General features: G+C 44.1%; 20 protein-coding genes. 11 read left to right on the forward strand and 9 right to left on the reverse strand.

Translation table 11 applies throughout. The features are described 5' to 3' along the window. Positions 1-77: 77 nt before the first annotated feature. From LJ707_RS16510 to LJ707_RS16525, 4 genes are all read left to right on the forward strand, one after another. Positions 78-1628 (forward strand): Rne/Rng family ribonuclease, encoded by a 1551-nt coding sequence (locus LJ707_RS16510; protein ID WP_228953035.1) that lies wholly within the window; start codon positions 78-80, stop codon positions 1626-1628. Between the two features lie 160 nt (positions 1629-1788). After that, complete coding sequence (gene radA / locus LJ707_RS16515; protein ID WP_228953037.1) at positions 1789-3246, forward strand: DNA repair protein RadA; 1458 nt, start codon at positions 1789-1791, stop codon at positions 3244-3246. A gap of 72 nt (positions 3247-3318) precedes the next feature. Continuing rightward, a complete protein-coding gene (locus tag LJ707_RS16520) occupies positions 3319-3795 on the forward strand; it encodes a nuclear transport factor 2 family protein (RefSeq protein WP_228953043.1) in 477 nt (158 codons plus the stop codon). Positions 3796-3827: 32 nt separating this feature from the next. After that, entirely contained in the window at positions 3828-4286 is a 459-nt protein-coding gene (locus LJ707_RS16525) for a DUF4920 domain-containing protein (RefSeq protein ID WP_228953045.1), read from the forward strand. A gap of 5 nt (positions 4287-4291) precedes the next feature. On the opposite strand, the gene LJ707_RS16530 is transcribed toward LJ707_RS16525, so the two are convergent. The 5 genes from LJ707_RS16530 to panC all read right to left on the reverse strand — a co-directional run bounded on the left by LJ707_RS16530 (position 4292) and on the right by panC (position 10391). Then, on the reverse strand, positions 4292-4969 hold the full coding sequence (locus tag LJ707_RS16530; RefSeq protein WP_228953047.1) for a hypothetical protein: 678 nt from the start codon (positions 4967-4969) through the stop codon (positions 4292-4294). Positions 4970-5011: 42 nt separating this feature from the next. Continuing rightward, on the reverse strand, positions 5012-7828 hold the full coding sequence (gene carB / locus LJ707_RS16535) for a carbamoyl-phosphate synthase large subunit (protein WP_228953049.1): 2817 nt from the start codon (positions 7826-7828) through the stop codon (positions 5012-5014). Between the two features lie 215 nt (positions 7829-8043). After that, positions 8044-9093 (reverse strand): TonB family protein, encoded by a 1050-nt coding sequence (locus LJ707_RS16540; protein ID WP_228953051.1) that lies wholly within the window; start codon positions 9091-9093, stop codon positions 8044-8046. Between the two features lie 28 nt (positions 9094-9121). Beyond that, positions 9122-9472 carry an aspartate 1-decarboxylase gene (panD, locus tag LJ707_RS16545; protein ID WP_228953053.1) on the reverse strand — a complete coding sequence of 117 codons (351 nt, stop codon included), beginning with the start codon at positions 9470-9472 and terminating at the stop codon, positions 9122-9124. Between the two features lie 82 nt (positions 9473-9554). Then, entirely contained in the window at positions 9555-10391 is an 837-nt protein-coding gene (gene panC / locus LJ707_RS16550; protein WP_228953056.1) for a pantoate--beta-alanine ligase, read from the reverse strand. Positions 10392-10551: 160 nt separating this feature from the next. Between panC and LJ707_RS16555 the strand changes: the two genes are divergently transcribed. The 4 genes from LJ707_RS16555 to LJ707_RS16570 all read left to right on the forward strand — a co-directional run bounded on the left by LJ707_RS16555 (position 10552) and on the right by LJ707_RS16570 (position 15788). Continuing rightward, positions 10552-11376, forward strand: coding sequence for a glycogen/starch synthase (locus LJ707_RS16555; protein WP_228953059.1), 825 nt, complete (start codon positions 10552-10554; stop codon positions 11374-11376). A 23-nt stretch (positions 11377-11399) separates the two neighbouring features. Further along, positions 11400-12767: a DUF4270 family protein gene (locus LJ707_RS16560; RefSeq protein ID WP_228953061.1), complete on the forward strand. Its 1368-nt coding sequence runs from the start codon at positions 11400-11402 to the stop codon at positions 12765-12767. A 116-nt stretch (positions 12768-12883) separates the two neighbouring features. After that, on the forward strand, positions 12884-14719 hold the full coding sequence (glmS, locus tag LJ707_RS16565; protein ID WP_228953063.1) for a glutamine--fructose-6-phosphate transaminase (isomerizing): 1836 nt from the start codon (positions 12884-12886) through the stop codon (positions 14717-14719). Positions 14720-14852: 133 nt separating this feature from the next. Then, the gene (locus tag LJ707_RS16570; RefSeq protein ID WP_228953065.1) at positions 14853-15788 is read left to right on the forward strand and encodes a hydrogen peroxide-inducible genes activator; all 936 of its coding nucleotides are present in this window, start codon (positions 14853-14855) and stop codon (positions 15786-15788) included. A 118-nt stretch (positions 15789-15906) separates the two neighbouring features. Here LJ707_RS16570 and LJ707_RS16575 read toward each other — a convergent pair whose 3' ends face one another. Continuing rightward, entirely contained in the window at positions 15907-16914 is a 1008-nt protein-coding gene (locus LJ707_RS16575; protein WP_228953070.1) for a ferredoxin--NADP reductase, read from the reverse strand. Next, positions 16914-17918, reverse strand: coding sequence for a zinc-binding dehydrogenase (locus LJ707_RS16580; RefSeq protein ID WP_228953072.1), 1005 nt, complete (start codon positions 17916-17918; stop codon positions 16914-16916). Before LJ707_RS16580 ends, LJ707_RS16575 begins: the two co-directional genes overlap by 1 nt. 165 nt (positions 17919-18083) lie before the next feature. On the opposite strand from LJ707_RS16580, the gene LJ707_RS16585 reads away from it, so the two are divergent. Then, the gene (locus tag LJ707_RS16585) at positions 18084-19583 is read left to right on the forward strand and encodes a sensor histidine kinase (protein WP_228953074.1); all 1500 of its coding nucleotides are present in this window, start codon (positions 18084-18086) and stop codon (positions 19581-19583) included. Positions 19584-19592: 9 nt separating this feature from the next. After that, positions 19593-20276 (forward strand): LytTR family DNA-binding domain-containing protein, encoded by a 684-nt coding sequence (locus LJ707_RS16590; protein ID WP_228953076.1) that lies wholly within the window; start codon positions 19593-19595, stop codon positions 20274-20276. Between the two features lie 41 nt (positions 20277-20317). On the opposite strand, the gene LJ707_RS16595 is transcribed toward LJ707_RS16590, so the two are convergent. After that, a complete protein-coding gene (locus LJ707_RS16595) occupies positions 20318-22516 on the reverse strand; it encodes a bifunctional alpha,alpha-trehalose-phosphate synthase (UDP-forming)/trehalose-phosphatase (protein ID WP_228953078.1) in 2199 nt (732 codons plus the stop codon). 115 nt (positions 22517-22631) lie between these two features. On the opposite strand from LJ707_RS16595, the gene LJ707_RS16600 reads away from it, so the two are divergent. Next, positions 22632-23732, forward strand: a complete 1101-nt coding sequence (locus tag LJ707_RS16600; RefSeq protein ID WP_228953080.1) for a mechanosensitive ion channel family protein — start codon at positions 22632-22634, stop codon at positions 23730-23732. Here the strand turns inward: LJ707_RS16600 and LJ707_RS16605 are convergent. Then, entirely contained in the window at positions 23722-24204 is a 483-nt protein-coding gene (locus tag LJ707_RS16605; protein WP_228953081.1) for an SRPBCC family protein, read from the reverse strand. The two genes, LJ707_RS16600 and LJ707_RS16605, sit on opposite strands and share 11 nt — an antisense overlap. Positions 24205-24207 lie beyond the last annotated feature (3 nt).

The raw sequence follows: 24207 nt of genomic DNA on the forward strand, positions 1-24207 counted from the left end.
GCTGTTTTTGTGTGTTGTTTTTACCTTCTTATTAATCCCGCGGTTAAACTTTAGCCGCATTAAAAATGGAGTAGCAATTGATAAAGGAATTAATTATCGATTCATCCCCCAGCGGAGCTACCATTGCATTATTACAGGATAAACAACTCGTAGAACTTCACAAAGAACAAACCACCAATAATTACACGGTGGGCGACATCTACCTTGGCAAAATTAAAAAGATAATGCCCGGGCTAAATGCCGCGTTTGTTGATGTTGGATATGAGAAGGATGCCTTTTTGCATTACCTTGATTTGGGGCCGCAGGTACAAAGCCTGTTAAAGCTAACCAAGCAGGTACGTAGCGGGGGATATCAGTCTAAGCTGTTAGATCAACTAAAGCTTGAGGCTGACATTAATAAAGGTGGTAAGATATCTGAGGTTTTAACAAAAGGGCAGTTGCTGCCGGTACAAATAGCTAAGGAGCCAATTTCAACAAAAGGCCCAAGGTTAAGTGCCGACCTGTCAATTGCCGGGCGTTATGTGGTGCTGGTTCCTTTTTCGGAGGTAATATCTATCTCTAAAAAAATCAAGAGCAATACCGAGCGCCAGCGTTTACGCAAAATTGTTGAAAGCATTAAACCTAAGCACTTTGGCGTAATTATACGCACAGTGTCTGAGGGTAAGGGTGTAACAGAAATGCAAAAGGACCTGCTTGACCTTATAGCCAAGTGGGAAACGCTGATAACCAAACTTCCGTCGGTTGAGCCGTCCAAAAAAATACTGGGCGAGATCGATCGTACCTCAACAATTTTGAGGGATATACTTAATGCTGATTTTCAGAGCATTTATGTGAATGATAACAGTATGTACGAAGAAGTAAAATCGTACATACATGAAATATCTCCCGACCAGGAGAGCATCGTTCGCCTGCACAAACATCGCGACCCGATTTTTGAGCACTATGGCATCGAAAAACAGATTAAGGGAGCCTTTGGAAAAACAGTGAACCTTGCCGGAGGCGCTTACCTGGTAATTGAGCATACCGAGGCGCTGCACGTTATTGACGTGAACAGCGGCAACCGTACTGCCAATAAAGAGAACCAGGAGGAAAACGCCTTACAGGTTAACAAAGAGGCCGCGCGCGAAATAGCCAGGCAACTGCGCCTGCGTGATATGGGTGGTATTGTGGTGATCGATTTTATTGATATGCACAAACCGCTTAACCGCAAGGAGCTGTTTGATTACCTGCGCGGAGAGATGGCGCATGACAGGGCTAAACATACCATACTGCCGCCGAGCAAGTTTGGTTTGGTGCAGATAACACGCCAGCGTGTACGCCCCGAAATGAACATTGTTACCAGCGAGGTATGCCCAACCTGCCACGGCACAGGGGCAATACGCCCAACCATTTTGCTGCTGGATGATATTGAAAACAACTTCAATTACATCCTGATGGAGCAGAATGAGAAAAATATTACGCTTTGCGTGCACCCTTACATTGAAGCCTATATTAAAAAAGGCCTCTATACACGCCAGATGAAATGGTACTTTAAGTACAAACAATGGATAAAAGTTAAAAGCAATCCGGCGTATCAGATCACCGAGTTCCGCTTTTTCTCATCAAAGGATGAGGAAATTAAATTATAACTGCACGAACATGCAGGTTGTAAAATGCAGATGTTTGAAAAAGCATCTGCATTTTTTGTTTCGGCAAACAGCAAATTGCCAATTATTTTAGCATTTCGTCTCGCTATCTCAAAACAAATCCGCACATTTGCATATCTGTAATTTGCACATCTAAATATAAATGGCTAAAACCAAGATCGCTTACTTTTGCCAGAGCTGTGGCTACGAGTCACCTAAATGGTTGGGTAAATGCCCCTCATGCGGGCAATGGAATACCTTTGCCGAGGAGATACTGGAAAAAAACAATGCTTCGGTGCCCGACTGGAAAGCAAATACCTCAACCAGCTTGCAACGTGCCAATAAGCCGGTGCCGGTATCAGAGATAACATTTAGCGAAGAACATCGCCTGTTAACGCCTGACGCGGAATTCAACCGGGTATTGGGCGGCGGTATCGTAGCCGGATCGCTGGTACTGATTGGCGGTGAACCAGGCATAGGTAAATCAACCCTGATGCTGCAGCTTGCATTGAATATGCCTAACCTGAAAGTGCTTTATGTATCGGGCGAGGAAAGCGACAGACAGATAAAAATGCGGGCTGAAAGGTTAGCGGCCCCCCAGCCCCCTGAAGGGGGAGCTTTTGATTCAGCATCACCATCTAATGTTCCCCCTTTAGGGGGTAAGGGGGCTTACATCCTAACCGAAACATCAACCCAAAACATATTTAAGCAAATAGAGCAACTGGAACCAGATCTGGTGGTGATTGATTCGATACAAACCTTGCACTCGGCGCATATTGAATCAACTCCAGGCAGTGTATCACAAGTGCGTGAATGTACGGCCGAACTGCTGCGTTTTGCTAAGGAAACTTCTACTCCGGTTTTCCTGATCGGCCATATAACAAAAGACGGCATGATAGCCGGCCCTAAAATATTGGAGCACATGGTTGATACCGTTTTACAGTTTGAAGGCGACAGGCACCATGTTTACCGTATTTTACGTGCTGTTAAAAACCGTTTTGGCTCCGCATCAGAGTTGGGGATTTATGAAATGTTGGGTGAGGGTTTGCGTGAAGTCTCAAATCCGTCGGAGATATTGTTATCTCAGCGTGATGAACCACTGAGCGGCGTAACCATATCGGCTACATTAGAGGGTATGCGGCCTATGCTGATAGAAACGCAGGCATTGGTGAGCACATCTCCTTATGGCACGCCTCAGCGTACCGCTACAGGCTTTGATACCAAACGAATGAATATGCTGCTGGCCGTGCTCGAAAAGCGCTGTGGCTTCAGATTAGGTGCCAAGGACGTGTTCCTGAACATTACCGGCGGCATACGTGTGGAAGATCCGGCTATTGACCTTGGTCTCGCCGCGGCCATCATCTCCTCGCACGAGGATATGCCTATCGCTACCAAGGTATGTTTCGCGGGAGAGATAGGCCTGTCAGGAGAGATCAGAGCAGTTAACCGTGTGGAGCAGCGCATTGCCGAAGCGCAAAAACTCGGTTTCGAGCAGATATTCATATCAAAATACAACCTGCCTAAAGCAGGCGATAAAAAGCGTATCGACTTTTCGAAATATACCATTGATGTAAAAACCGTAGGTAACATTGAAGAAGTTTTCTCACTTTTATTCGGTTAAGCTATCAGGCTTTTTACAAGATCGGCAAACAAAAACGCGTTGATGAATATTAAATGCTCATTTACATTTAATATGAAACGCTTATTTTCAATTGCTACCGGCTTTATGCTGTTTGCCTGCACCTTGCAGACATTGGCACAGGCACCTAAAACACCTGCTGGTAAAACCTTATACAATACCATCATCGGGTTAGATAAACAGGTATTTGATGCCTATAATAAATGCGACCTGGATAAATTTGAAGACTACTTTACCAGCAATGTCGAGTTTTTTCATGACCGCACGGGTTATACCTCATCCCGGCACGATCTGATGAAATCCATGCGCTCTTTATGCGAAAACGGTGGCCTTGAACGCGTATTGGTTAGCGCCCAGGTTTATACTTTAGATTTTTACGGCGCGCTTGAAACCGGCGTAAATAAATTTTATAAAACAACCAATGGCAAGCGTAAACTGGTGAATACTTCACGCTTTATACATGTTTGGAAGCAAGATGATGATGGTTGGAAAATATCAAGGGTGATAAGCTACGATCACAAAGCCCAATAAAACCATACATGCCGCAGGTTGTTATTATTGGCATGAAAGCTTGGCAAATATTATTCACTATACTTTTTTTATCGGTATCATCCGCAACTTTTGCCCAAAAGGTGGCCTTACCGCATGGCATGGTTTTCGGCAGCAAGGCTGACACGGCAAATGCGGTTGATGCCAATAACCTGCGCCGCTATATGGGCGAGAAAAAACGAATCACCACAATTATTAAAGGCACAGTAGAACGTGTTACTGAAGAAAAAGGCGGCTGGTTTGTGCTGCAAACTAAAGGGGGCGAACCTATTTATGCCCACTTCAGAGATTATAACGTTACCCTGCCCAAGCAAATAAAGGGCCGTGTGGTAATAGTTAGCGCCGTTGCCAAACGTGAATTCACGGCAGATGACCACCAGCATTTTGCAGGCGATACCGTAACTTACAGCACCACCTCAAAAATGAGCAAGGCCATTACCCTTGAAGTAAAGGGGCTGATGATCTATAAATAACCGGATCAGTTAAAGGAAGCGCCTGATTTTAATACTGAAGCATCAAGATCGAGATCATGCTGAAAAAGCTCACGTATCTTTTGATTAACTTCTTTACGGTTAACAGTTGCTGCATCGCGGCGGCATTTTAAATAGTGTTCGCGTGCTATTTTTTCAGCCAACTGACCAACAGTTTTAACCGCTAATTGCTTACCCCGCTTTATGGCAATGAGTAAACCGGCTGCAAAAGCTACTAATCCGGCCATACCAATGATTAAGTTAAAGTACGCAATCACTAACGATAATGCGAACAGTGCCATAAGTGCAATTACAATGCTTTGTTTTGGCTGCAATACATTTAAACGCAGCCCCATTTCATGCTCCATATCAGCCACAAGCTGCAAACGTTCCTCTTCGGGGAAAACATCTTTAAGGCATGTGTTGGTATTGATGGCGCACCTGTCAATAGTAGTTGAGGCGGTTATGGCGTTGCGCAACATGTAAAAAGCATGCTGGGTGGTGCAGGCATCGTTATGTTCAAGCTTTAATTTGCTATGAACAAGATTACACAAATCACCAATAGTACGAGTATTTTCAAAATCGCCCGGGATAAAGGTTATCCCGAACGATCTTTCTATCTTTTCTATAACGTCGTGAATTTCATCAGGATCGACGTTTTTTAGTTGTATTAACTTATGATCCATTAATTAAAGAACAAGTTCCACAATCAGAGAAAATCAGCTTATTTACTTACTTAAGTACATTGATTTCTCTTTATACAAATGCCTGAAGTATGGGTCCTGCAGGTCAGGGATAAAGCGTATTGCCTCACCGGTCGACTTCATTTCAGGGCCAAGCTCCTTGGCTACTTCAGGGAATTTATCATACGAGAAGACCGGCTCTTTAATAGCATAACCTTTTGGTTTACGTACAATGGTAAAATCCTTCAGCTTGTTTGCGCCAAGCATTACCTTGGCTGCTATGTTGATGTAAGGTACATCATAAGCTTTGGCGATGAATGGCACTGTACGTGAAGCGCGCGGGTTAGCCTCGATCACGTATACCTTTTCATTTTTTATAGCAAATTGTATGTTCAGCAAGCCACGAACGTTTAGCGCGGTTGCTATCTTTTTAGTATACGTTTCCATCTGTTCGATCACATTGTCTGACAGATCAAACGGTGGCAATACCGCATATGAGTCGCCTGAGTGTATACCGGCAGGCTCAATGTGCTCCATTAAACCAATAATGTGTACCTCATCGCCATCGCTTATTGAATCTGATTCAGCTTCTGACGCGCGATCAAGGAAGTGGTCGATCAGCACACGGTTGCCGGGCAGATTTTTCAGCAGGCTTACTACCGCTTTTTCAAGGTCTTCATCATTTATCACGATGCTCATGCCCTGGCCGCCTAAAACATAGCTTGGGCGAACAAGTACCGGGTAACCTACCTCGTGCGCAACCTCAAGGGCTTCTTCAGCACTCTCGGCAACACCGTATTTAGGGTATGGAATATCAAGGTCTTTCAGCAGGTCAGAAAAACGGCCGCGATCCTCAGCTATATCCATATCAGGGAATGATGTGCCAATAATGCGAATGCCGTGCTCATGCAGCTTCTCGGCCATTTTAAGAGCGGTTTGGCCACCCAGTTGTACCACTACACCGTAAGGCTGCTCCAGGTCAATGATCTCGCGAACATGCTCCCAGAAAACCGGTTCAAAGTACAGCTTATCGGCCATGTTAAAGTCGGTTGATACGGTTTCAGGGTTACAGTTAACCATGATGGCCTCAAAACCGGCTTCTTTGGCTGCAAGCAGGCCATGCACACAGCTATAATCAAACTCAATGCCCTGGCCAATACGGTTAGGGCCCGAGCCTAATACAATGATCTTTTTCTTGTCAGATACTACCGATTCGTTCTCGCCCTCATAGGTTGAGTAGTAGTAAGGTGTTTGTGCCGGGAACTCCGCGGCGCAGGTATCTACCATTTTATATACGCGGCGTATGCCTAATTGCTTGCGGCGTTGGTAAACATCCTCTTCGGTGGTATTGGTAAGTACGTAAGCGATCTGCGCGTCCGAAAAACCTTTTTGTTTCAGTGTGAAGAAGAAATCTTCAGGAATATTGTTCAGTGAATAACGGCGAAGCTCGTTCTCCATGTTAACCACTTCCTGTATCTGGTTCAAAAACCAGCGGTCAATTTTGGTAGCCTTGCGTACCGATTCAATTGGCACACCCAGGCTCAGGGCATCGTATATATGGAACAGCCTGTCCCAGCTTGGGTGCTCAAGGCTGTGCATAATCTCATCAAGGTTGCGGCTTTGGCGACCATCGGCACCTAAACCGGCACGACCAATCTCCAAACTCTGGCAAGCTTTCTGCAAAGCTTCAATAAAGGTACGGCCAATGCCCATTACCTCACCTACCGATTTCATTTGCAGGCCAAGCTCACGGTTAGCGCCTTTGAATTTATCAAAGTTCCAGCGAGGGATTTTTACGATCACATAATCCAACGTTGGCTCAAAGTAAGCCGATGTGGTTTTAGTGATCTGGTTTTCTATCTCGTCGAGGTTATAACCTATGGCCAGCTTAGCGGCTATTTTAGCGATAGGGTAACCTGTTGCTTTTGATGCCAGTGCTGATGAACGTGATACACGCGGGTTAATCTCGATAGCGATGATCTCCTCATTGGCCGGGTTTACCGAAAACTGTACGTTACAACCTCCGGCAAAATTACCGATGGCGCGCATCATCCTGATGGCCTGATTACGCATATCCTGGTAGCAGCGGTCGCTCAGCGTCATCGCAGGTGCCACGGTGATCGAGTCGCCGGTGTGGATGCCCATCGGGTCAAAGTTCTCGATTGAACAGATGATTATCACGTTGTCGCGGCTATCGCGCAGCAACTCAAGCTCGTATTCTTTCCAGCCTAAAACAGCCTGCTCAACCAATACCTCGTGTGTTGGTGATGCCTGCAGGCCACGGCTAAGGGCGGCGTCAAATTCTTCTTTTTTATGCACAAAGCCTGCGCCTTTACCACCCAGGGTATAGCTTGGGCGTATTACCAGCGGGAAACCAATTTCCTGCGCGGCTTCTTTACCTTCTAAAAATGAGTTGGCAATTTTTGAGGTAGCTACGCCCACACCAATATCAACCATTAACTGGCGGAAGGCTTCGCGGTTCTCGGTTTTTTCAATAGCGGCTATATCAACACCGATAATTTTAACACCGTATTTTTCCCAAATGCCTTGCTCGTCGGCATTAATACAAAGGTTTAGCGCGGTTTGGCCGCCCATTGTAGGTAATACGGCATCAATTTGCTGCTCCTGTAAAATTTGTTCAATGCTTTCTGTGGTTAGCGGTAACAGGTATACATTGTCAGCAATAACCTTATCCGTCATGATAGTGGCGGGGTTGCTGTTAATGATAGTTACCGAGATGCCTTCCTCTTTTAAAGAAAGTGCAGCTTGTGAGCCTGAGTAATCAAACTCGCAGGCCTGGCCTATAATAATAGGACCTGAACCAATAATCAATACCGATTTGATGGAAGAATTTTTGGGCATAGGGCTTTTTTAATTCAAAAAGTTAAAGTTATAGCCTTCATCCATTTAAGCTGGATTTACGGACTGTTTCCTATGCGCTGAAAGCGAGGATAAAACCGACTTCAGCGTCGGGGTGCAAAGATAGAACTTATTGCATTAAATTGCGGGGATTTTTGTAAAATTTTAAGGCGCTTGCTTGAGGGCGGTTTTAGCAGAGATTTTAGCTCTGAAACTAATCAATAAGACACCCTGCTGCTAAACCAATCATTAGGCACCTTCGGATCAATTGGCCGGCCTATAAATTTAAGTCTTTCAGGCCCAAAATCTATCGGCACGGTAAGCTTAACTTTGCGATACACTCCCCGCTCTGATGCGGGTTTCCAACCCTGTGCATCAAAAATCAACCGCTCTGCCTCGGCAGACAGGTATTCATCCGGAGATCGCAAAGTTCGTACAGAGTCAACCCTGCCGCTAAGGTCAACTGTAAACTCAACAAATACCCGGCCTTTAGTTTTGTTCTTTTTTGATTTTGCGGAAGATAATAAGTTTTGCTGAAGATATTTTGTAAAAGCCTCATATCCGCCGGCGTATTCGGGCTGTACTAAGTCCTGAGTTGCGTAGGTGTGCTTAATGCCCAGGTTATCATATGAGGTACCTGAAATAAAAAGGCCATCCTCATATTTTTCAGTGTAATTTACGTTCAATGCGGTATCTATACCGTTCCAATCCCCGTGGCGTTTACCATTCTTCACAAGCCCGGCTTCTAATAAGCCATCAAATTGCTCTGTATAAACCTTATATAAACCAAATCCGTCATTTGCTAACACCGTACCGTCAACATCATTACATATTTCAAGTTTATAATTGTTTATAAACTTTAAGTTGTTTCGGTCAGTATACTCTGTTGGCGTAGTAAAATAACGGTAAGTGTATAGTTTGCCGTTCGGGAAATATTCATAAAAATCCCCTGATATTTTGCCGTTGGAAAATTCAATTATATTTTGAATTTTTCCGTTATAATAATATGTCAGGATTTTTCCTTGCGGAATGAAGGCCTTTTCACTTAATGATTTACCAATGAGCTTTTTTTTATTGTCGGTATATAGTTCTGTAATGTTATATAAAACGTCGCCGGAGTCAGGCGCGCTAATTATCCTTATGTAATCCGCACTATCTTTATTATTTACTAATCTGCGATCATTTTTAAGAAACCAAACGTTTTGCGCAAAAGTTACTTTGCCCAACAAAAGCAACAATGCTATGCTGAAAGTAATTTTATTGTGCATGTGATGGTGGTAAAGGCTATCAGTTAGGTTACTTGATCAGCTTATTATCCGTATCAGGGAAAACCAGCACCGGCTCGTAGGCTTTAGCCTCTTCTCGCTCCATGTACGCATAGCTCATGATGATCACAATATCACCCACCTGGGCCAAGCGTGCTGTCGCGCCGTTAAGGCATACCGTACCGGTACCGCGTTCGCCACGTATAACATAGGTTTCAAAGCGTGCGCCGTTGTTGTTGTTCACTATCTGCACTTTCTCGTTGGCAATTATGTTTGCCGCATCCATCAAATCCTCATCAATGGTAATACTGCCCACATAGTTCAGCTCGGCCTGGGTGACCTTTACCCTGTGAATTTTGGATTTTAACACCTCAATTATCATGGCGCAAAGTTAGTAATTTGGTTTGGAGTAAATATTTAATAGTTAGCCCGGCAGTAATTATTTACAATGTATTGATGTTGCGCTAACGCAATATCATATTGTCTATCAGCCGTGTATTGCCAACCTTGGCTGCTACCAGTGCAACAACGCTTTTACTGTTTTGATCGGCAACATGTAAAGTAACACCATCAACTATCTCAAAATAATCAAGCTCAACACCCGGTTCCCTGTTAATAGCGGTTACGGCCTGCTCTTTCAGGGTAAATATATCGGCGGCGCCAAATTCATTTTTTACCTGTTGCAAGGTTCGCGACAGCACAAGCGCATGGCCGCGATCAGCAGGGGTAAGATGCACGTTGCGTGAGCTCATGGCCAGGCCATCGCTTTCGCGCTCAATAGGGCACATTACCAGTTTAACGGGCAGCTTAAGCAACTCAACCATGCGGTTTACTACCATAAACTGCTGATAATCCTTTTGCCCGAAAAATGCCTTATCAGGTTTAACAATATCAAACAACTTAAATACCACCTGGGTAACACCCTGGTAGTGCCCCGGCCTGAACGCGCCCTCAAGCAAATGCTCAAGCTCGCCAATCTCCAAATGCCATTGCTCATTACCGGCATACATTTCGTTAACGGGCGGGTTAAATAAAACATCACATCCGGCCTGTTCAAGCTTTTCTATATCAGCCTCGATAGGGCGCGGGTATTTTTCAAGGTCTTTAGGATCATTGAACTGGGTGGGGTTTACAAAAATACTGCAAACCACTATATCACATTCCTGCCTGGCACGCTCTATCAGCGTAATATGGCCCCGATGCAAAGCACCCATGGTAGGCACAAAGCCAATGGTAGCGCCGGTGCTGCGCTCGGCCTGTAAATACTGACTGAGCTGTTGTTTGGTGGTTAAACTTTTCAATGCGTTAAAGTGCTTAAAAAATCCGGCGAAAATGAGTAATTAATTAAAAATATCCAAACTTATGTTGCGCAATTCATTGATAGTTTATATAATATCCGTATATTTGTACTCTCAAAAATTTTTTTTGACGTGTTAACTTACTAAATACAAATTAATAGAGATGGGTAAATCTAAGCTTTTGTTTATAGCTCATGAAATGTCACCTTTCCTTGAACTCACAAAAATTTCTGAAATAGTACGTAATTTGCCACAGGCGATGCAGGACAAAGGTTACGAGATCCGTATCCTGATGCCACGTTTCGGCAATATCAATGAGCGCAGGAACCGACTACATGAAGTGATCCGTTTATCGGGCATGAACATCATTATTAATGACAACGACAATCCGCTGATCATTAAGGTGGCTTCAATACCTTCAGCACGTATGCAGGTATATTTTCTTGATAACGAAGAGTATTTTCAGCGGAAGCACGTATTTACCGACAAGGATGGCAAGTTTTATGCCGACAACGATGAGCGCATGATCTTCTTTTGCAAGGGCGCGCTTGAAACCGTTAAAAAACTGGGCTGGGCGCCTGATATGATCCACTGCCACGGCTGGATGAGCGCTTTAGTACCTGCTTACCTGAAAACTACTTACAAGGACGATCCAACCTTCAAAAACTCTAAATTGGTATACTCCATTTATGAGAAGGATTTTACAGGCCAGCTTAATGATGATTTTGCACAAAAGGCAGTGATGAACGGCATGACCGATGCACACACCGAAGTGTATAAACCAGCTAACAGCTCAGCGCTTTACGCAGGTGCCATACACTACTCGGACGGAATAGTGCTTGCAGCCGAAAATATTGATGAAGAAGTGTTAAATAGTGTTAAAAACAGCGGGAAACCGGTTTTAGATTATAATTCCACTTCGGATATGGAAAATTATTACAATTTTTACGACGAAATTGCCGATGAGGAATTGGCACAGGTTGTATAAAGTTGGATAAGACATTTTAACATATGAGATTTTTCAAATTAGACTTATTAACCCTGTTGATAAGTCTTTTTATTTTAAACAGTTGCAAAAACCCCGACGGTGTGGGTTTGGATATTGACGAGAACAACCAGATAAGCGGTACGCTTGTAGTTGATACCAACATAACGCTAAATACTGTAGCAGAGGATTCGGTTACCGTGTCAGACCTTGGCCGTTCAACGCTGGCTTATTTTAATGATGCCGAACTTGGCCTTACCGAGTCGGCATTGATTACTGATATTAACTTACCCGGAGGAACAGCTTATACCAAGCCTACCGGTACTGTTACTGTTGACTCGGCTGTATTAGCACTAAAATATTCGCCAACAGGTTTTTATGGTGATTCACTTACTTCTACCTATAAACTGGACGTTTATCAGTTAACAGACAAGCCGCAGGGCGTAACTTATTACAATAGCAAAAAATGGCAGTATGGCAGTACGGTATTGGGCACAAAAACTTTTTTGGCCCGTCCGCATGATACCATCAAAATAACATCAGTTGTTGATGGCGGCCCAGATACAGCTATTAGGGTTGTGCCACAAATAAGGGTGCGGCTGAATAATCCCAGCCTGGTGGGTACCTGGCTAAATTCAACACAAGCCGCCGCATCAAACCTGGCATTTCAAAACCTTGTACGGGGTTTTTATATTAAGATTGACCCGGCGGGAACTACCGGCAATGGCGGTATAATTGCGCTTACAAGCGGCGATTCACTGCACGTTTACACACATGTTGTAGATGGCACAACTACAGATACTTCAGTAGTATCATTACCTATAAGCCGATACATTAACGAAATTAAGCACACTTATAGTGACCAGGTAAAAGCCGCGCTTGCCAACACTACTACAAGCAATCAAACGGCATATTTACAAGGCATGGGTGGCTTACGTGTAAAGGTAAACTTTGATAAACTGACCGAAACGCTGCCAAAGGACATTATTATTAACCGTGCCGAACTGGTTATAGTGCCTAAAGCCGGTACCTTAACACCTTACGCGCCGCTGCCAAAACTTACCATGTATAAATCGGACCTGGCGAAACAGCGCACATATATTGAGGACATGATAAACGGCTCGGCAAACTTTAGCCTGCTGTTTGGCGGATACTACGCTATTCCGGTAAAAAACGAATACCGCTTTTTACTTACCGCTTATCTGCAAAACCTGATAACCGGCAAGGTTAAGGATTATGGCACCTACATAGCTGCCGATAACGAGTCGCTTACCAGTACAAGCTCAGCACCTAACATTGGCGCTACGGCTTACCCAACCGCCCGAACGGTTTTATTAGGCAAGAACTCGCCTTACCGTGTTCAACTCAAGATAATTTATACCAGGATAAAATAATTAAAGCCCGCTTAAAGCGGGCTTTTTTGTTGCAATTAATTTCACTCGGTTGCGTTGTTTGTGTTAAAGCTGATTACATTTGCAGCAATCATCTATAAACAAATAACCTAAAATCAATGTGCGGAATAGTTGGATATATTGGCCATCGTGATGCCTATCCCATCATCATAAAAGGCCTGCATCGCCTGGAGTACCGCGGGTACGACAGCGCCGGTATATCATTATATAACGATGGCTTAAAAGTTTACAAAAAGTCAGGCAAGGTAAGTGCCCTTGAAAATTTTGCCAAAGACCTGCCCGTTGCCGGCACCATAGGTATGGGCCATACCCGCTGGGCCACACACGGCGCGCCAAGCGACCGCAACTCGCACCCGCATGCTTCAAATAACCGCAAGCTTACCATCATCCATAACGGCATTATTGAAAACTATGCCACCATTAAGGAAACCCTGCTTGCCAAAGGCCACGTATTTAAGAGTGATACGGATACCGAGGTACTGATTCATTTAGTAGAGGATATTGCCACCGCTACCGGCATCGACCTGAAAGAGGCGGTACGCATTGCCCTTAATAAGGTAGTTGGCGCTTATGCTATTGTTATAATGAGCGAGGATGACCCTAACCTGCTGATCGCGGCACGCAAGGGCAGCCCTATGGTAATTGGCGTGGGCGAAGGTGAGTATTTTATAGCATCGGATGCGACGCCTATTGTGGAGTACACCAAGAACGTGATCTATCTTAACGATAACGAGATAGCCTATATCACCCGCGAAGAACTACTGATCAAGAACATCGATAACACTATACAAATACCCTATATACAAGAGCTCGACCTAAAGCTGGATATGCTTGAGAAAGGCGGCTACGATCACTTTATGCTTAAAGAGATCTATGAGCAGCCACGATCCATACGTGATTGCCTGCGCGGGCGTATTTACCCGCAGCAGGGCAAGGTACAGCTTGGCGGTATAAAGGAATACGCGGAGAAGCTCAGAAACCTCGACCGTATCATCATCGTAGCTTGTGGTACATCATGGCATGCCGGGTTAGTAGGCGAATATTTGATCGAAGAATACGCCCGCGTGCCGGTTGAAGTTGAATATGCTTCGGAATTCAGATACCGTAATCCAATAATTACTGAAAAAGACCTGGTGATAGCCATATCACAATCCGGCGAAACGGCTGATACTATGGCAGCCCTCGAGCTGGCAAAAGAAAAAGGCGCTACTATATTCGGTGTATGTAATGTGGTAGGCGCGTCCATCCCCCGCATTACTCATGCCGGGGTGTATACCCATGCAGGCCCCGAAATTGGTGTGGCCTCAACCAAAGCCTTTACCTCGCAGGTAACGGTGTTAACGCTCATTGCTTTTTACATTGCCCAGCAACGCGGCACCATAACTCAAAGCAAACTCATAGAATACCTTACAGAGCTTGACGGCATACCGGCACTTGTAGAAAAATCGCTAAAAACCAATGACAGGGTAAAAGAGATAGCCGAAAAATTTAAGGACAGTCGTAATTGCCTCTTCCTGGGCAGAGGCAGCTCATTCCCGGTAGCCTTAGAGGGCGCTTTAAAGCTTAAAGAAATTTCATATATACATGCCGAAGGTTACCCGGCTGCTGAAATGAAACACGGCCCTATCGCGCTTATAGATGCCGAGATGCCGGTAGTTTTCATAGCCACCAAACATTCATCATATGAAAAGGTGATCAGCAACATACAGGAAGTTAAAGCCCGGGGCGGGCGTGTAATTGCTATTGTTACCGAGGGTGATACTGATGTAAAGGAAATGGCCGACTACGTGATTGAAATACCACAAACCGGCGAAGCATTTGTACCGCTGCTGGCTACCATACCACTGCAGTTACTATCGTACCATATTGCGGTAATGCGTGGGTGCAATGTGGATCAGCCACGTAACCTGGCTAAATCGGTAACGGTAGAATAACTGCTGATTTTGAGGATATTAAAAAGGCTCGTAGCTTCAGGCAACGAGCCTTTTTATTTATTAATTTCACCATACAAAATTCAATAGAATAAATCGATGTTTATTATAAATTTGCATCAATAAAATCTATACAATGACCATTACACAGTTAGAATACATAGTAGCCGTTGATACTTACCGCAGCTTTGTTACCGCTGCCGAAAAATGTTTTGTAACCCAGCCCACCCTGAGCATGCAGGTACAAAAGCTGGAAGATACCCTGGGCGTTAAGCTGTTTGACCGCACAAAACAACCTGTTATCCCTACTGAAATAGGTATCGAAGTAATTACACAGGCACGTGTATTATTAGGCGAAAGTGAAAAGATAAAGGAAATTATTAGCGACAGGCAAAAGGAACTTTCGGGCGAGCTGAAGATCGGCATCATACCTACTATATCACCCTATATATTGCCCAAGATAATCACCAGCTTTATTGAAAAATATCCGCAGGTAAAACTGGTGGTGTGGGAGCAAACTACCGAGCAGATCATCCAGCAGTTAAAAATGGGCATGCTTGATTGCGGTATACTATCTACCCCGCTGCATGAGGGTAACCTGATAGAGATACCCGTTTTTTACGAAAACTTTGTGGCCTACGTATCGCGAAACAGCAACCTGTTTAAAAAGAAAAGCATACAGCCCGATGATATTGATGTTGAGGAGATATGGGTGCTTAACGAGGGGCATTGCATGCGCGAGCAGGTATTGAATATTTGCCAGCGCCGTAAAAGCACACGCGGCTTTCAGCATTTTGAATATAATACAGGCAGTGTTGAAACACTTAAACGCATGGTTGACCAAAACAACGGCGCAACCATTTTACCTGAACTTGCCCTTGCCGACCTGACCGAAAAGCAACTGGACAGGGTACGCTACTTTAAATCGCCGGAACCGGCGCGCGAGGTAAGCATTGTTATGCAGCGCAACTTTTTAAAGCGCCGTATGATAGAAGCTCTGAAAAATGAGATCCTCGAGTTTATCCCTAAAAGATTGAAAACCAAGAAAAAGAAAGAGATAATGGATATTTAGTGATTGGTAGTTGGAGGTTGGTGATTGGTAAATAATCAATCATTGTTCTCAAAAACTAATCACTAATCTCTGATTACTAATCTCTGACTACTAATCTCCAATCATCAACCTTTAATCACTATCCAACTATCTCCACCTCAGTAACCGGATGCCCGGTGCAGGTAAGGATCCAGCCTGCGGCTATATCCTCGGGGGTGAGCACATCGTTACGCGCCATTTCAACCTTGCCGCTTTTGCAAATTACCGCACATGCCGAACATACACCTGCCCGGCAACTGTAGGATAGCCTGATACCATTTTGCAGTGCTGCCTGTAGTATGGATTGATTTTCACCGGCAATTATATCAAAGTGTTCGCCATTATACGTAATGCCTATCTTTTGCGGCGGGTAGTTAAGCGCGGCCGGTGTTACAGCAACGGTATCTATTACAAAATTCTCTTTACGAATGCGTTGCGGCTCAATACCCATATATAACAAAGTAAGCCTCAACATACGCATATAAGCAAAGGGCCCGCACAAATAAAAATCGGCATTGGGCAGGCCATTTGGTGTATGCTGCCTAACCAGTTTCTCGGCCGTAATATTGTTAAGGCGATTAGCGTCACTACTTAGCAGGTGTATTACTTTCAACCTTTCGGGATGGCTTTTGGCTAAGCTGTCAAGCTGCCATTTAAATATTATTGATAACTCATCAAGGCTACTATAGATAAGAACTATATTACTATCACCAGGCCGTGCAAGTATATATTTAAGCTGCGAAAACACCGGTGTAATACCACTGCCGGCAGCAAACATGATGATGTCCTTTTTTTCCTCCGCGTGGCTGATCACAAAGCGACCGGCTGGCTCAACCGCGTTTAAAACATCGCCCACCTTTACTTTACTGAACATAAAGCGGGATATTTCACCATTGGGGATACGCTTTATAGTGATTGCAAGCAGTTCCTCCCCGGGTGATGAACTCAGCGAATATGAGCGGCGTATTTCTTCATTATGATGATCAAACACCAGCGTAATGAATTGCCCTGCCTTGTAGCTTACCTTTTGCCCGGATACATTGCTCAGGTAAAAGGTAGAGGTATCGGCTGTTTCGCGTTCTATTTTTTCGACCCGTAATTGCAGCATCAGCCAATAGTTAATACCAACTTACCAAACTGACTTGAATCATCCATTCGCCTGACTGCTTTTTCGGCATCAGCTAATGAGAATACCTCATCAATAACGGGCTCAATTTTATGCTCCTCAATAAATTGCAGCATCTGCTTAAATTCCGCTGGAGAACCCAGGGTAGTACCCAATATGCTGATATGGTTCCAGAATATTTTGCGCCCGTTCAATTCAGGAATACTCCCCGCTGTGCCGCCAAAAAACACGATGCGGCCAGCAGCCTTGCAAATGTCTATCAGCTTTTCAAACCCTTTGCCTAAGGCACTGTCAATTATAACATCAAAACCACCTCCGGATAGCTGCTGCAATTGTTCGGCCCAATCCTGCGCCTTATAATTAACACCTGCCGATGCACCAAGTTGCCTTGCCCGCTCTATTTTCTCGGCCGAGCCGGAGGTAACAAATACCTGGCAACCCGCGGCTACGGCATATTGCAGGGCAAAAGCACCTGTACCACCGCCAACGCCGGTTATCAATACCTTATCTCCTTTTTTTGCCTGGCCTTTGGTAAACAAAGCCCTGTATGTGGTTAAGCCTGCAACAGGTAATGTAGCGGTTTGCTCCCAGTTTAAATGGGCAGGTTTAGCTTGCAGATTAGCTAAGGGCACGGTAATATATTCGGCAAATGTACCCTGATTGGGCGGCAGGCCGATGATGTTAAAATCCTTTGATTGATGCGCTGTGCTATCTCCCCAGCCATGTGCCGGATAGATAACCACCTCCCTGCCTATCCAGCCGCTACCGGCATCGCTGCCTGCTTCAACAACTACACCTGCACCATCAGAGCCGATGACGGAAGGGTAGGCTATCCCAGCGTATTTGCCCTGCGTTATCCACCAGTCGCGGCGGTTTAATGATGCCGCCTTTAGCTGCACTAATACTTCGCCCGGTTGCGGTACGGGTTTATCAATGTCTTTTATGGTTAATGGCTGGTTCAGCCCTTCTAATACAATAGCTTTCATAAAATATAAATAAAGTGAATTTATGCTAATCTGTTTTTTTATAAATAAAAACTTACATTTTTAAGCAATATGATCCGTTCGTCACATATTTAAAGGTGCTCATCACATTTATCAAAATCAAAGTAAGGGCATGTTTAATATTGTGAAGATCAAACTCAAAACCACATGTTAAAATTAATAAACAACCGCCTTAAAGGATTTGTATTGCTGGAGTTCTGGATAGTAACAGGTATCATATTTGTTTCGTTCATAATGTCGGCTATTCATGTATTACATATTTCAGCACTACTGCCCGGCAGCATACCTATAGCCGGAATAAACGGTGAAATACCTGATTTTGCTATTACCTATAATACCATACTCATACCGGTTATATTTAGCTACCTCACCATATTCTCCGTTTACTTACTGCTCTGTTTTTATGTTGCACCCGAATTTGCAAAAGAAGACAACACTAAAGAGCGACCGGTAATATTTGTATTTGTACTTATTTACGCGGCCATATTATTTAACGTTGTTGGCATAACATACTTTGCATTATTATTAGCCATCAAAATATGGATATGCCTATTTAACCGGAATAAGCAAAAACGCGATTACAGCCTTAATCGTGACACGGCCTTTTTAACTGTTTGCTGGTTGTTTATTGCCATCGGCTTTACTTTTTTAACTGCACCGGGTATTTATAAAAGCTACGTACTATTTGCAATGCCTGCAGCAATAGTTACTTATTTATATATGCTATATGATATTTTACCGGCGGCAAAGGAAAAGAAAAGAAAGGGATGGTATCTGTTTAGCCGTGGATCTCTGTGTGCGCTGGCATCGAGTATTATCATTGCCATTATACTTTTTTTGTTTTCGCAACGGCATGATGTATCGCTGATTTTTATAAGTGATAAAATAATGAACTTCGCTATTAATGAGGAGCACATCGCCATTATAAGCATCAGCAGCTTTTTTACACAGCTTATTATCGCGATACCCATTAGCCGAAGCGTTTACAAGCGGCGAAATGCAAAGCGCGACGAGGAAATAACAACCTTAAAAACCGAGTTGGGCCAGTCGGACGCTAATTTGAACTTTCTCAGATCGCAGATAAATCCGCACTTTTTATTCAATGCCTTAAACACCTTATATGGCACCGCCTTGCAGGAAAATGCGGAACGCACCGGCGAAGGCATACAAAAACTTGGGGACATGATGCGCCTTATGCTTCAGGAGAACATGAAGGATAAAATAGCGCTGACTAAGGATATTGATTATCTCAATAACTACATCCTGTTGCAAAAATTACGTACGGCTACATCTGCCAATGTTGTAATTGAGGACGAAATAAATAACGACAGTCCTGATCTGCTTATTGCGCCTATGCTGCTGATACCTTTTGTTGAGAATGCCTTTAAACATGGCATCAGCCTAATTAATCCATCATTTATAAAAATGAAATTGGTGACCAGCGGCAATACCCTTTACTTTGATGTGCATAACAGCATTCACCTTAAAAGCGATAGCGATCCTGAAAAAAGCCAAAGCGGTATCGGGCTCGAAAATGTTAAGCAGCGATTAAATCTGCTTTATAGCAGTAAGCACGAATTAATTATCAGGGAAACCGCGAAAGACTTTTTTATACACCTTACCTTGCAGTTAGAAGAAGCCGTTTAACTTAGGTCCATGATTGCCATTGCCATTGATGATGAACCCATAGCGTTAGATATTGTGCGCGCGCATGCCCAAAAAGTATCTTTTATACAAATGGATGGCTACTTTACAAATGCGTTTGAGGCGCTTAGCCATTTGCAGCACAACAAGGTTGACCTTATATTTTTAGACATTAAGATGCCGGATATAAGTGGGATAGATTTTATGAACAGCCTTGTTAATGCGCCGATGGTTGTGTTTACTACAGCTTATTCAGAACATGCGGTAAAAAGCTTTGAGCTTAACGCGGTTGATTACCTGTTGAAACCCTTTTCGCTTGCCCGCTTTTTAAAGGCCTGCAACAAAGCCCTTGAGTTGTATGAGCTCCGGAATAAACAGCACCCATTAGATGTACCAGAAAGCATTTTTATAAAAGATGGTTACGAGCAGATAAAGGTTGCTATTAATGATATATTATTTTTAGAAGCATCAGGCAATTATATAAAGATACACCTGGGCGATGGCAGCTTATTAAGCACCCGCAATACCATCAATGAAATGATGCTGATGCTGCCCGCTAAAAGTTTTATACGTACACACCGGGCTTACGTGGTTGCCCGTAATAAGATCAGCAAATTTGATCGTTACCAGGTATATATCAATAAGCATATTGTGCCTATAGGGGCTACGTATTCACAATGCTTAAATGAGTTTTAAGGTAAAACGGGCAGGGTGTTAAACATCCTGCCCGTTATATACTATTTATCAGCAGTTACCGGCAATGGCTGCACAAGGCTGCGCAGCAAGTGCCGCACCTCATGGTGGTTACGCAGGTAAAACCGCGCTGCAGATATATTGCTGCCTACCTTTACAGTAAGTGAATTATCGGGCAGGGCCTTAAATATATCCTCGTCGGTATGGTCATCGCCAAGGGCCATAATAAAATCGTACTCCTTATTATGCAGCATGGCCGATGTAGCCTTGCCTTTATTGATCTCGATATTCTTTATCTCAACCACCTTGTTGCCCGGAAGCAGTTGCAGGCCTCGATCATTTATCAGGTAACGCAGGTTGTTCATCAACTCATTGGTACGCAGTTCGCCCAGGCCTTTTTCAACCTTGCGGTAATGCCACACCAGCGAGTAATTTTTTTCCTCGATGAATGCGCCCGGCGTACGGTCAACATACATTTCCAGCAGCGGGTAAACGTCCTGCTTCCATTGGTCGTTAAGGCCGGGTATGCTCTCCCATTCGCCGTTCTTTTTTTGCCAGGCCCCATGTTCGGCTACCAGTGTAAGCCGGGTGTTACCAAACCATTCCTCAAGGCAATTATGATCGCGCCCGCTAACCAACACTATCTGATTGGTTGGATCACTGCTTAAATCATCAAGCAGGGCATACAATTCCTCGTCAGGCTTTGCGGCGTTTATGTCTGATTTAAAGCCGACCAGGGTGCCATCATAATCTAAAAAGATAATGCGGTTTTGTGTTTTGTTGTAGATTTTTTTTATGGCTTGCTCGGTAACATCAGTAATGTGGCGCGAGCGCATGGATTGCTGCATTTGCTTCACCTCCTTAATGCGTTCCATAAATATGCGTACCCAGTGTTTTATGTTGAATTTTGATACCACCTGGCGCATTAATTTCATGCGGCGGCGCTGTTCAAAAACAGGCATGCTCAGTGCTTTCACCATAGCCTTGGCCATCATGTTAATGTCACTCGGGTTAACAATAATAGCGTCTATCAGCTCTTTTGATGCACCGGCCATTTCGCTTAATATCAACACGCCGGTTTCCTGTGTGCGGCTGGCCACATATTCCTTGCTCACCAGGTTCATACCATCGCGCATGGGCGTAACCAGGCAAATATCGGCGGCATGATACAGCGCCGACAGTGTGTCGATAGGGAAGGCGCGGTAAAAATAGTTTACCGGGCTCCAGTCAATGGTTCGGTGGCGGGCATTGATATCGCCTACTTTACGGTCAATATTCTCTTTAAGCTCCTTATACTGCGGTACACTATCGCGCGATGGTACCACGATCATATGCAGCACCACTTTTTCGCGGTATTCGGGGTGGGTTTCAAGCAGCAGCTCAAAAGCTTGTAACCGCTGTAATATTCCCTTGCTGTAATCAAGCCTGTCAATACAAAGTATCAGCTTTTTATCTTTAAAAGTTTCCTTTAAATGCTCTACCTCCTGTATCACCTTGTCCGTTCCGGTTAGTGATGCGTATTTTTCATCATCAATACCCATCGGGAATGATTCTACCACCACCGGCCTGTCATCAACGGTAATAATGTTTGATGATGAGTTGTAAGGCAATAACCGTGTTGCGGCATTAATAAAGTGGCTGGCATCGTCAAAGGTATGAAAGCCTACCAGGTCGGCACCCAGCATGCCTTCAATCAGTTCACTTCGCCATGGTATCAGGCGAAACATCTCGAAAGAAGGGAAGGGTATATGTAGAAAAAAGCCTATGGAGATGTCGGGCATGGCATTGCGCACCAGACCGGGCAACAACAACAACTGATAGTCATGTATCCAGATGGTATCACCGGGTTCGGCTATCTCCAGTACAGCAGCAAGGAACTTTTTATTTACATCGCTATAACAATTCCAACTGCTTTGTTTGTAGTTAGAGTAGGTTGACGCGTAGTAGTGAAATATGGGCCAAAGTATCTCGTTCGAAAAACCTTCATAATATCCGGATATTTCATCGCCGGTTAAAAAAACGGGCACAAGGCTAAAATCAGCCAGGCGTTCTTTAACCTGATGCTGCTTAGCCTCGTCGGCCACTTCAATGCCGGGCCATCCAAGCCACACATTATCGCCCGAGCGGTAAACCGAGCCCAGGCCGGTGGCCAGGCCACCCTCGCTTGTTACAATATTAAAGCTGCCATCCTCCTCGTAAACTTTTACCGGCAGCCTGTTTGAAACAATGATCGTTTTACTCATAAGTAAGTATGTTTTATAGATGCGAAAAGCATAAAATAATGCTTTTAAGCCGCATTTAAAAATATAACTAACAATTAACCCGCTATGCGGTTTATACTACAGTAAAGGAAAAAGTATGAAAGAAGTTTTAGAAAATTGGTCTGATAACATGCCTTCATGGCTCTGGAACATATTGATCACTGTCATATCAGTTATCATCGGCCTTATTATCAAGCTCATCATCAAGGCGATACTTAACTTCTATAAAAATCGTACCGACTACTCACTTTTTCGCAGCATTATAGTTCACACAGGCCGCCCCATGAACCACTTTGTGCCCCTGCTGGTACTAAACCTGATGCTGCCGCTGATGGATATGCAAAAGCGGTTTTATATTCCGTTTAGCCGCTTTATTGAAATCTCTCTTATTATTTCATTTGCCGTGCTGCTGGTTAGCTCAATCAAGGTTTTTGAGGATTATATGTATCACGTGTATGATCTGAACAAGGAAGATAACCTTAAAGAGCGTAAAATACGTACGCAGCTACAGTTTATAAGGCGTATTATGGTAACCTTTATAGTACTTATAGCGGTTGCCGTGGTGTTGCTGAGTTTTGATAATGTACGCAAGATAGGTGCCGGCTTGCTTACAGGTGTGGGTATTGGCGGTATCATTATTGGTTTTGCCGCACAAAAATCACTCGCTAACTTTTTGGCTGGTTTTCAGATAGCCTTTACACAACCTTTGCGAATTGACGATGTGCTGGTGGTAGAGGGTGAATGGGGGCGTGTTGAAGATATTACCCTTACTTACGTTGTGCTGAATATATGGGACCAGAGGCGGTTGATATTGCCTATCAACTATTTTATAGAAAAACCTTTTCAAAACTGGACACGCACAACATCGCAAATTTTAGGCACTGTTTTTCTTTACCTGGATTATAATACCCCGGTTGATGCCATACGTACCGAGTTTGACCGTTTGCTTGACCAAACCAACCTGTGGGATAAGCGGGTGAAAGTGATACAGGTTACCGATGCCAAAGAGCATACCATTGAGATACGCGCGCTGATGAGCGCCCGCAATTCATCGCAGGCATTTGATCTTCGTTGTTACATTCGCGAAAACCTGATCATCTTTTTAAGGGATAATTACCCCCAAAGCCTGCCGCTGCAAAGGGTTGTGCTTGCCCATGATGAAACAGCCACTAAAGAGCCGCAATCAATTACGGGATAAAGGATTTCCATTCATCACCCTCGGCAACTTGTTTTATTGCTTCATTCCGCTTGATGAGCAGCTCGGTCATGTAGCGTTTTAAAACTAATTTGCCAAATAGCCAGCCCACCCAACCCAAGGGCACTTTAAAGGCGAATATATCCTTCATGGTGGTTTGCCCGCCCGGTTCACTAAACCAATGGTGATGTACAAACCATTTAAAGGGGCCTTTTACCATCTCATCTGCAAAATAAAAATGAGGATCGCAGGCAATAATTTTTGATGTGAGCTTTTGCCAGATGCCGAAATGCTTTGCCCGCCAGGTTACGCTTTCACCCATCCCTATTAACCCGCTTGTGCGGCCTGCAACAGCCTGCTCGCCGGTATATTGGGTTGAATACACATGCAAATCAATACTACGCGCCAGATTGAACACCCGCTCAATTGGGGCGCTTATTTGTGTTTGCAGGGTAATGGTGATCAGCGTATCCATATT

Origin of the sequence: Mucilaginibacter sp. UR6-1 (assembly GCF_020880975.1) — a bacterium.
Lineage (GTDB): Bacteria > Bacteroidota > Bacteroidia > Sphingobacteriales > Sphingobacteriaceae > Mucilaginibacter.